Origin of the sequence: Pseudosulfitobacter koreensis (assembly GCF_024733015.1) — a bacterium.
GTDB lineage: Bacteria > Pseudomonadota > Alphaproteobacteria > Rhodobacterales > Rhodobacteraceae > Pseudosulfitobacter > Pseudosulfitobacter koreensis.
This window is the reverse complement of the sequence record NZ_JANKJG010000006.1, coordinates 197254-207418: the sequence shown is the minus strand read 5'-3', so window position 1 is coordinate 207418 and position 10165 is coordinate 197254. Positions and strand designations below refer to the sequence as shown.

The 10165-nt window shown below is 62.2% G+C and carries 8 protein-coding genes; 3 read left to right on the top strand and 5 right to left on the bottom strand.

Annotated features, from left to right (window positions below):
• Positions 1–746 precede the first annotated feature (746 nt).
• From msrQ to clpB, 4 genes are all read right to left on the bottom strand, one after another.
• Positions 747–1346, bottom strand: coding sequence for a protein-methionine-sulfoxide reductase heme-binding subunit MsrQ (gene msrQ, locus NTA49_RS10440; protein ID WP_258294694.1), 600 nt, complete (start codon positions 1344–1346; stop codon positions 747–749).
• A 20-nt stretch (positions 1347–1366) separates the two neighbouring features.
• Positions 1367–2269, bottom strand: a complete 903-nt coding sequence (gene msrP / locus NTA49_RS10435; protein ID WP_258294693.1) for a protein-methionine-sulfoxide reductase catalytic subunit MsrP — start codon at positions 2267–2269, stop codon at positions 1367–1369.
• Positions 2270–2396: 127 nt separating this feature from the next.
• The gene (locus tag NTA49_RS10430; RefSeq protein WP_258294692.1) at positions 2397–3884 is read right to left on the bottom strand and encodes an FMN-binding glutamate synthase family protein; all 1488 of its coding nucleotides are present in this window, start codon (positions 3882–3884) and stop codon (positions 2397–2399) included.
• Positions 3885–4013: 129 nt separating this feature from the next.
• Positions 4014–6629 (bottom strand): ATP-dependent chaperone ClpB, encoded by a 2616-nt coding sequence (clpB, locus tag NTA49_RS10425; RefSeq protein ID WP_258294691.1) that lies wholly within the window; start codon positions 6627–6629, stop codon positions 4014–4016.
• Positions 6630–6689: 60 nt separating this feature from the next.
• Between clpB and NTA49_RS10420 the strand changes: the two genes are divergently transcribed.
• Together NTA49_RS10420 and pyrF are read left to right on the top strand one after the other, a co-directional pair.
• Complete coding sequence (locus NTA49_RS10420; RefSeq protein WP_258294689.1) at positions 6690–7310, top strand: hypothetical protein; 621 nt, start codon at positions 6690–6692, stop codon at positions 7308–7310.
• A 213-nt stretch (positions 7311–7523) separates the two neighbouring features.
• Positions 7524–8237, top strand: a complete 714-nt coding sequence (pyrF, locus tag NTA49_RS10415; protein ID WP_258294688.1) for an orotidine-5'-phosphate decarboxylase — start codon at positions 7524–7526, stop codon at positions 8235–8237.
• 194 nt (positions 8238–8431) lie between these two features.
• Here pyrF and NTA49_RS10410 read toward each other — a convergent pair whose 3' ends face one another.
• Positions 8432–8857 (bottom strand): NUDIX hydrolase, encoded by a 426-nt coding sequence (locus NTA49_RS10410; RefSeq protein ID WP_258294686.1) that lies wholly within the window; start codon positions 8855–8857, stop codon positions 8432–8434.
• Between the two features lie 51 nt (positions 8858–8908).
• On the opposite strand from NTA49_RS10410, the gene NTA49_RS10405 reads away from it, so the two are divergent.
• Positions 8909–10162: a DNA polymerase IV gene (locus NTA49_RS10405; RefSeq protein WP_258294685.1), complete on the top strand. Its 1254-nt coding sequence runs from the start codon at positions 8909–8911 to the stop codon at positions 10160–10162.
• The last annotated feature ends 3 nt before the right edge of the window (positions 10163–10165 follow it).

Below are 10165 nucleotides of genomic sequence, written 5' to 3'. Positions count from 1 at the left end.
TATAATCGGTAGCGAGAAAAATCCCATTTCCTAAGAGCGCGATATACAGACGTTGATCCATCGAATGAACCAAACCGCCCACATATCTCTTCAGATATTATCAATTTCAAAGAGCGTAGAGACAAAAGCAAACCGTGATGCGCCCTAACTTCTTGGCGCGCCCCGCCTGCTCTATCTCTGTTTTTCGTTCCGCCTCGTCACCCTTGCGTCTCCGCTCCGGCCCGTCTGGCGCCCCGCCGCTGCATCACTGCGCCGCCGGTGAAGGGGGTTCTAAGTCTAACACCCAAAACCCGCAACCCCTTTTTTCAACATTATGACGGTTTTCTGAAAAAACCCCGTTTCTCCATATAAATCATGGTGTTGGGTTGCAGAAATTTCGCGGACCCAAGGTCAGATCGGATGATTATTACCCGGAGCCCACCGATCCGTTAGCGCAGGACAGTGCATCGCCCGACTTATCCACAGGCTTAGCCACAGGATCGGGCAAAATCGGGGTCGGTGAATCGCAAATTCAGCGTTTCGAGTCGGTCCGAACGGGTGATTTTTCACATCCGACTCGCACATCGGGGTGAATCGCTTTCGATTCTGACTGCGATTCACCCCTGATTTCTCGAATCTTTCGGATATTGCGGCGACTCGCTGGTTTGCATGTTGCGATTCTTTGCGGCAAGTCGCGCGCTCGACTGCCTGCATGGGCCGCAAATTGAAAACGCTTCGCCTGCAAGCCCCCTCAAATCGGCAACACGCTACCGTTTGGCGCGTTTCGGCCAGGGAAGACGCAGGGCAAGCAGCGCCAGAATGATCGCCATATAGACCAGCGGCTCGACCTGAATGCCTTTCACCAGCCAGACATAATGCACGCCCCCCAGGAGAGCTGCCACATAGACCAGCTTGTGCAGCCTGCGCCAGGTGACAGGACCCAGCTTGCGGATGGACCAATTGTTCGACGTCACCGCCAGCGGGATCAACAGCACGAAGGCAGCAAAACCGATGGTGATAAAGGGGCGCTTGAGGATGTCTGCCCAGATCTGGCTCCAGATCTGCACGTCCAGAAACAGCCAGACGGCAAAGTGCAAAGCCACGTATATAAACGTCACCACCCCGATGGCGCGACGAAACCCGATCAGGTTCAGCCCCGCAAACCGGCGGAGCGGTGTGATCGCAAGCCCCGCAATCATCAGCTGCAAGGCCCACTGCCCCAGTTCATGTTCAAGCCCCTTGAGCGGATCACGGCCAAGGCCACCGTTGAGGGCCAGATACAACAGCCACGGCACCGGCAGCAGCAACACTATATACAACGTCCATGCTGGAACACGGCGCGCCAGCGCATTCAGACGGTCGATCATCGGAAATCCCTGCTGTCGGCTTAGAAGTTCGCCTTGAGGTCCATGCCCTCGTACAGGCTGGCAACTTCCTTTTCGTAGCCGTTGAACATCTGCGTGGGCACACGGGATGCAAAGACCCCGCCGCCGATGGGCCGTTCGGTGGCCTGTGACCAGCGCGGGTGGCTGACCTCCGGGTTCACGTTGCTGTAAAAGCCGTATTCGTTCGGGTTGGCCTTGTTCCAGCTGGTCGGCGGCTCTTCATCCGTCAGCGTGATGCGCACGATCGACTTGATCGACTTGAAGCCGTATTTCCACGGCACCACCAGACGCATCGGCGCGCCGTTCTGGTTGGGAATGTCCCTGCCGTAGATGCCCGTCGCCATGATCGTCAGCGGGTGCATCGCCTCGTCCAGACGCAGCCCCTCGACATAGGGCCAGTCGAGCACGGGGTAGCGGACACCCGGCATCTCGTCAGGACGCAGCGCGGTTTCGAAGGCCACATATTTCGCGCCCGATTGCACCCCGGCCATGTTCAAGAGGTCGGCCAGTTCGAAGCCGTTCCACGGAATGACCATCGACCACCCCTCGACACAGCGGAACCGGTAGATGCGCTCTTCGGTGGTCATCGCTTGCAGGATGTCTTCCAACGCATAATCGGCGGGCTTGTCGACCATGCCGTCGATCTTCACGCTCCACGGCTGGGTTGTCAGCGCGTCGGCATAGCGGGCGGGATCTTCCTTGCCGGTGCCGAACTCGTAATAGTTGTTGTACTGGGTGATGTCTTCCCAGGGGTTCGGCTCCAACGCGTCCTGCGCCTTGGCACCGGAGGCCATGCCGATCAGGCCCAGGCCCGCCGCCCCGGCCATCAACTGCCGACGGTTCAGGAATGCAGCCTCGGGCGTTACGTCCCGGTCGGTCAGTGTGTTTGTCCAGCGATTGGCCATTTGGATCGTCTCCCCGTGGGTTTTCCGAATGTTGTACAGAAAGTGGGGTAAATATGTACAAACACCAGCCCCCTCACGCGAAGTTGGCCAAAGTGTAACAATTGCCGGTGCGCCGCGATCACGGCAGCTAGGCTTCGGCGGGCACGCTTGGATAGATCTCGTTCATCGGCACGGAGCGGCCATTGTCCTGCATGATCCGCACGTGCCTGCGCCGCAACAGACGCGGCTCTGCCACCCCGACGGAATGCGAAATCACCTCGACCTCGTGGATGATCTGTTGGGCGTAAAGCGCCACGCGGGCGTCCTTGTCTTCGACCACCAGCCCTTTTTGCAGGCGCGGATCGTGGGTGGTGATGCCGGTGGGGCAGGTGTTCTTGTTGCACTTCAGCGACTGGATGCAGCCCAGCGCAAACATGAACCCACGCCCCGAGGTGACGAAATCGGCACCCGCCGCCAATGCCCAGGCCACGTCGCTGGGATTGACCAGCTTGCCGCTGGCGACCAGACGGATGCGATCCTTCAACCCTGCCTCGTTGCGCAGATCAGCCGCGAGAGGCAGCGATTCCCGCACAGACATCCCCACCAGGTCAATCAACGGCATGGGTGCGGCCCCGGTGCCGCCCTCGCCGCCGTCGATGGTGATGAAATCGGGCGCGCAATCCTGTCCGCGTTTCCTGATCGTCTGCATGAAATCGCGGAACGACGCCCTGTCGCCCACCACGGTCTTGATGCCAACGGGCTTGCCGGTGATGTCGCGCAGGCGCACGATCATATCCAGCAGATCGTCCCAATCGTCGATCTCGGTGTGGCGGTTGGGCGAAATCGCTGCGACCCCGACCTGCAGCCCGCGAATCTCGGCGATCTCGGGGGTGACCTTCTCTCCCGGCAGGATGCCGCCCTTGCCGGGCTTTGCCCCCTGCGCCAGCTTCAGCTCGAACATCTTGACCGACGCATGGGCCGCAATCTTGCGCAGCCGGTCCTCGTCCAGATTGCCATCGGCATCGCGCACGCCAAACTTGGCGGTGCCGATCTGAAAGACGATGTCGCAGCCGCCTTCGAGGTGATAGGGGCTGAGCCCGCCCTCGCCGGTGTTCATCCAGATGCCCGCCCGTGCCGCACCCCGGCTGAGTGCGCGCACTGCGGGCCGCGACAGCGCACCATAGCTCATGCCCGAAATGTTGAAGAACGACTGCGATGTATAGGGCATCCGCGCGTCCGGTCCGATCACCATCGGGGCGGAGCTGGCAAACTGGTCATCGAGCGGCGGAAAGGCGGCGTTGACGAAAATCGGCGTGCCGACGATCGACAAGTTGCGCGTGGACCCGAAGGCCACCGTGTTGCTGTGCGGCTCGCCCGTGCGCTTGATCCAGTCGCGTTGCGCGCGGTTGAACGGCAGCTCTTCGCGGTCCATCGCGAAGAAATACTGACGGAAGAACTCGCCCAGCGTCGAGAAGATATGTCGAAAGCGCCCGATCACCGGATAGTTCCGGCGGATCGCGTCTTCGGTCTGCACCCGGTCGGCGATAAACAGGACCAGCGCCAGCAACAACCCAACGCCGATCAGCCCGATGAACACGAAGGCCAAGATTTCCAGCACCGTCAGTGTCGTGTCCATGTCGCCCGTCTCCTTGCTTGCCCGATCACGCGCACACTGTGGCCAGAACGGAGCCAGCGCAAGCCGATGCAGGCATATGCAAAAGGGCGCCCGGATCGGACGCCCTTTCGTTTCTCTCTATAATACCGCTCAGTGCACCACGGCATCGTCCGGTCTGGGCCGGTTGGTCCCGCCCACGCGGTCGCCGATGATCAGCCCATCGCTGCCCGCTGTCACAGGCACCGTGTCGCCGTCCATGACATCCCCGGCCAGCAGCATCTCGGCCAGCGGGTTTTGCAGCGTGTTCTGGATCACCCGTTTCAGCGGGCGCGCCCCGAACACCGGGTCATAACCTTCGTCCGCCAGCCATTTGCGGGCTGCGTCGTCCAGATCCAGCGTGATCTTGCGCGCCGACAGACGTTTCAGCAAACGTGCCATCTGGATATCGACGATACCATCCATATTGTCGCGGCTCAGCCGGTCGAAGATGATCGTCTCGTCCAGACGGTTCAGGAACTCGGGGCGGAAGTGCGCCCGCACCGCATCCATCACATCGCGTTTGGCACCCGCCATGTCGCCGCCCTCGGGCAGTTGGCTCAGTGCCTGCGCGCCAAGGTTGCTGGTCAGGATGATCAGCGTCTGCTTGAAGTCGACCTTGCGGCCCTGACCATCGGTCAGCACCCCGTCGTCCAGCACCTGCAACAGCACGTTGAACACATCGGGGTGCGCCTTTTCGACCTCGTCGAACAGCACGACCTGATAGGGTCTGCGCCGCACCGCTTCGGTCAGCACGCCGCCCTCGTCATAGCCGACATAGCCCGGAGGGGCACCGATCAGACGCGCGACGCTGTGTTTCTCCATGAACTCGGACATATCCAGACGCACCATCGCGTTGTCGTCGTCGAACATGAAGTTCGCCACGGCCTTGGTCAGTTCGGTCTTGCCGACGCCGGTTGGCCCGAGGAACAGAAAGCTGCCCAAGGGGCGGTTTTCGTCGTTCAGACCGGCCCGCGCACGGCGCACCGCATTGGCCACCGCATGCACGGCGCTGTCCTGACCGACCACGCGGCTGTGCAACTGGTCTTCCATGCGCAGCAGCTTGTCACGCTCGCCTTCCAGCATCCGCGAGGTCGGGATACCGGTCCAGCGCTCGACCACGCTGGCGATCTGCTCGGGGCGCACGGTGTCGGCGCTCTTGGCATCCGCCTCGGTCGCGTCCAGCGTCTCGAGCTGGCGCTCTAGTTGCGGGATCACCCCGTAGGACAGCTCGCCCGCCTTGGCCAGATTGCCCTCGCGCTTGGCGATGTCCAGATCGGCGCGGGCGCGGTCCAGCTGTTCCTTGAGACCCTGGGCCGAAGCGATGGCATCACGGTTGGTCTGCCACTGCGCCGTCATTTCGGCACTTTGCTCCTGCAGGTCGGCCAGATCTTTCTCAAGCGTGCCCAGACGGTCCTTGCTGGCCGCATCATCCTCGGCGCGCAGGGCCTCGGCCTCGATCTGCAATTGCAGGATCTGACGGTCGAGCGCATCCAGCTCTTCGGGCTTGCTGTCGACTTCCATCCGCAGACGGCTGGCGGCCTCGTCCACAAGGTCGATGGCCTTGTCCGGCAGGAACCGGTCGGTGATATAGCGGTGGCTCAGCGTGGCCGCCGCGACCAGCGCGCTGTCACTGACACGCACACCGTGGTGCATCTCGTATTTTTCCTTGATGCCGCGCAGGATACTGATCGTATCCTCGACCGTGGGTTCCTGCACCATCACGGGCTGGAACCGACGGGCCAAGGCCGCGTCTTTCTCCACATACTTGCGGTATTCATCCAAGGTGGTCGCGCCGATACAGTGCAATTCACCCCGCGCAAGCGCCGGCTTGATCAGGTTGGCCGCATCCATCGCGCCATCGGCCTTGCCCGCGCCGACCAGCGTGTGCATCTCGTCGATGAACAGGATGATCTCGCCCGCAGCATCGGTGACTTCGTTCAGAACGGCCTTCAGCCGCTCCTCGAACTCGCCGCGGTATTTTGCACCGGCGATCAGCGCGCCCATGTCCAGCGCCAACAGACGTTTGTTACGCAGGCTTTCGGGCACATCGCGGTTGATGATCCGCAAGGCCAGACCTTCGGCAATCGCAGTTTTACCCACGCCCGGCTCGCCGATCAGAACGGGATTGTTCTTGGTCCGGCGGCTCAGCACCTGCATCGTGCGGCGAATTTCCTCGTCGCGGCCGATGATCGGGTCGATCTTGCCCTGCTCGGCACGTTCGGTCAGGTCAGTGCTGTATTTCTTCAGGGCCTCGTAACTGTCCTCGGCGCTGGCGGAATCTGCCGTGCGACCCTTGCGGATGTCGTTGATCGCGGAATTCAGCGTCTGCGCCGACACGCCGCCCGCATCCAGCGCGGCCTTCGCGTTGGATTTGACCATGCACAGCGCCATCAGAATACGCTCCACGGGCACGAAGCTGTCGCCCGCCTTCTTGGCCAGCGCTTCGGCCTCGGCCAGAACCTTGGTCGTGTTGTTGTCCAGATAGACCTGCGCCGCCTCGCCGGTGACGCGGGGCATCTTGTCCAGCGACAGGGTCAGCGCCTCGGTCACGCGCGCCGGGTTGCCGCCCGCGCGCCCGATCAGGTTGCTCGCAAGCCCCTGTTCGTCGTCCAGCAATGCCTTGAGTATGTGCTCGGGCGCCAACCGCTGATGGCTTTCCCGTGTGGCGATCGTCTGCGCTGCTTGCACGAAACCGCGCGACCGCTCTGTGAACTTGGACAAGTCCATAGATATTCTCCTTTTTAAAAGCGCCCCGGATGATGTCACGCGCCTGACTTGGCAGCACACATGACGGGTTGGAACCTTGAGCTTAATTTGGGCACATCAGCAGCCGGGTTCAAGATTTCGGCGGGTTTAATTCGACGTCGATGCGGCGGCCCCCCCGGCGCAATGCGAGGCAATCCATCATTGGCATGCGCATGCCGCCCCCCGCAGACGATTCGCGCAACACGGGCCAAAGCCTTTGCCAGACAGGCGCGAAAAACCCTTATTAATCAATGTGTCAAAAAAATGTTAACCGGATGTGCAACCGTAAGCCAAGGTCAAGCGTTTATTGATCAGACGACGACGTACAAACGTACAGGTGTTAAGATGCAACAGTATCCAGTCGAACTGAATAACGTTAACTACAACGCGACCACGCAAAGCTTTGAAGCGCTGGTAGCGGTCCACACCCCCCAGGGCACCCATCGTTATGCTTGTGCGATAGATGCGCCCATCACGATGGCATATTCCGACGCCGCATCTGGCCTTGCGACGCAAGCCCTGCGCCGTCACGCAGGCGAGCCCGGCCTGTCGTCTTCTCTCAATCTGGCCGACGCCCAGGCCCGTGCCCGCGCGGGCAAGCCCAAGGCGCGGCGCACGCTGAATATTGACCCCATTGCTATGTTGCGTCGCCTCGCAGCATAGCATCGCGGCCCGCTCTGAGGTGTAATTCTGTCCCCGCACCTTATGACGCCGCACTGCCAGAGACATGTGCCTGCCTGCTAGGTCTCTGTTTCACTGCCCGGATGTGCAAAAGCCATCCGGGCATTTTTTTGGCCTGTGGCCCCCTAAGCTGCGCAGCCTTGCCGCAAAGGCCCCATTCGGGCTAAGCGCATCGCAGCGCAAAGGAGCCCGCACATGACCCAATCGCCCAACCCCCAATCACCCAATGACCGCCTTATTGTCGCCCTCGATGTTCCCAACGCCGTTGCCGGGCTGAAACTGGCGCACGATCTGGGGGACGCCGTGACCTTTTACAAGATCGGGCTGGGGATGCTGACCGGGGGCGGGCTGGGGCTGGCCAATGAGTTGAAGCAGGAACAGGGCAAGCGCATCTTTCTGGACATGAAGCTTTTCGACATCGGCGCCACGGTCGAGGCTGCGGTGCGCGGTCTGGCACAGTTCGATCTGGATTTCCTGACCGTGCACGGCGACCCCCACGTGGTCCGCGCCGCGAAAGAGGGCGCTTCGGGGTCGAACATGAAGATCCTCGGCGTCACGATCCTGACCTCGCTGGATCGCGGCGATCTGGATGACTGCCTGATCAAGGCAGGCGATACCGCCGATCTGGTGGTGGAACGGGCGGGTCGCGCATTCGACGCAGGAGCAGATGGCATCATCGCATCGCCGCAAGAGGCCGCGATGATCCGCGCCCTGCCAGAGGCATCGGGCCGCCTGATCGTGACCCCCGGCGTGCGGCCTGCAGGCGCCGATCTGGGTGACCAGAAACGTGTGGCAACACCGGCGCAGGCGATTGCCGACGGGGCCGATCACATCGTCGTCGGACGCCCGATCTGGGCCGCAGCCAGCCCGCGCACTGCAGCAAAAGACATACTCGCCAGCCTGTCCTGAACGCGGCCTGAGGGCATAGAATGTGGGAAAATTGGCACAGGCCACCTCATATGGGGATGGTCTGGATTTCCCTACTCGCGCAAAACGCGAAAGCTGGCTATGTTAAATGACAGGTGATACTCCCCGACGAACTGGTTCTTCCTGAAGTTCGTCACCTCCCCCCGCTCTGACAGCGGGGGGCTTTTCCGTCTCTGTCAGCCGAACGCACCGCCCTTGGCACCCGACAGGTACAGCGCCAGCCGGTCCTGAAACCGCGGCACGGCCCGCGGATGGGCAATGAACGCCTGCGGCGTCATCAGGTGCCAGCTTTGCCCCTCGTCCCCCAGCACGATCTGCGCGCCAGCCTCCTCCGGCAGATGGGCTGCGAAAAACCATTTGTCGCCAGTGTCTTCGTCAAAGCGTTTGCCCCAGGCCACGGCCTCCGGCGGCACGCGCAGTCCCAGCTCCTCATGGGTTTCGCGCAGCGCGCAGGCCAGCGGGCTTTCGTCGCCTTCACGCCCGCCACCGGGCAGGTCGAAATAATCGGGCCAGGGGATCCTTGGATCGTCGTCGCGCCGGATCACCGCCAGTCGCGCGCCAATGAAAAGCGCCAGTTTGGCACCGTCAAATGGCATGTTCATTTCCGCAACCCCGCGTTAATATCTCACTCACTCTAGCACAGATGCAAACCCATGCCTGCCCTCTGCCGAGACTGCCTGCACCAATTCGATACCGCGCGCCGCTGTCCGGCCTGCGCCAGTCCGCGTGTGGTCAACCATCCCGAACTGCACAGCCTGAGCATCGCGCACATGGATTGCGATGCCTTCTATGCCTCGGTCGAGAAACGCGACAATCCCGAGCTTGAGGGCAAACCGGTGATCATCGGCGGCGGCAGACGCGGCGTGGTGTCGACCGCCTGCTATGTCGCGCGCATCCGTGGCGTACGCTCTGCGATGCCAATGTTCCAGGCGCTGAAACTCTGCCCCGACGCGATCATCGTCAAACCCCGCATGGCCGCCTATGTCGACGCCTCGCGCGCGATCCGCGCGATGATGGAGGATCTGACGCCCGCGATTCAGCCGCTGTCGCTGGACGAAGCGTTCATGGATCTTTCGGGCACCCAGCGTCTGCACGGCGCCCCGCCCGCCGTCATGCTGGCGCGACTGATCAAGCGGATGCGCAGCGAGTTGGGGCTGACCGGATCCATCGGGCTGTCGCACAACAAGTTTCTGGCCAAGATCGCCTCGGACCTCGACAAGCCGCACGGATTCTCGGTGATCGGCAAGGCCGAAACCGAAAGCTTCCTGCACGACAAACCTGTGCGTCTGATCTGGGGCGTGGGCAACGCGGCACAGGCAGCGCTGGACAAGGCGGGGATTCGCAGCTTTGCCGATCTGAAACGCTGGGACCAGCAGGATCTGATCGCCCGCTTCGGCGCGATGGGCGACCGGCTGTGGCATCTGGCGCGTGGCATCGACGCCCGGCGGGTGACGGCGCATGAGCCGATGAAGTCGATCTCGAACGAGACCACGTTCAACGACGACACTGCCGATCCCGACATTCTGGACGGGCACCTGTGGCGCATGGCCGAAAAGGTCTCGGACCGTGCCAAGGCCAAGGATCTGGCGGGCCGCGTCGTCACGCTGAAGCTGAAACGCGCGAATCACACCACGCTGACGCGGCGCCTGTCGCTGCACAGCCCGACGCAGATGGCCGACACCATCTACCGCACCGCCCGCGCCCTGTTCGATCAGGTCGGAAGCGAGGGGCCCTACCGCCTTCTGGGCTGCGGCATCTCCGATCTGACAAACGCCGACCGCGCCGACGTGGAGGGCGACCTGCTGGACCCCGGCAAGGCCAAGCGCAGCCAGGCGGAGCGCGCAACCGACAAGATCCGCAGTCGTTTCGGCCCCGACGCCATCGTCAAGGGCCGCGCCCTGCGCTGACGT

Coding starts and splice junctions, on each gene's coding strand:
- NTA49_RS10410 (WP_258294686.1), bottom strand. CDS start 8,857: ATGAACATGCCATTTGACGGTGCCAAACTGGCGCTTTTCATTGGCGCG.
- NTA49_RS10405 (WP_258294685.1), top strand. CDS start 8,909: ATGCCTGCCCTCTGCCGAGACTGCCTGCACCAATTCGATACCGCGCGC.
- msrP (WP_258294693.1), bottom strand. CDS start 2,269: ATGGCCAATCGCTGGACAAACACACTGACCGACCGGGACGTAACGCCC.
- clpB (WP_258294691.1), bottom strand. CDS start 6,629: ATGGACTTGTCCAAGTTCACAGAGCGGTCGCGCGGTTTCGTGCAAGCA.
- pyrF (WP_258294688.1), top strand. CDS start 7,524: ATGACCCAATCGCCCAACCCCCAATCACCCAATGACCGCCTTATTGTC.
- NTA49_RS10430 (WP_258294692.1), bottom strand. CDS start 3,884: ATGGACACGACACTGACGGTGCTGGAAATCTTGGCCTTCGTGTTCATC.
- NTA49_RS10420 (WP_258294689.1), top strand. CDS start 6,690: ATGACGGGTTGGAACCTTGAGCTTAATTTGGGCACATCAGCAGCCGGG.
- msrQ (WP_258294694.1), bottom strand. CDS start 1,346: ATGATCGACCGTCTGAATGCGCTGGCGCGCCGTGTTCCAGCATGGACG.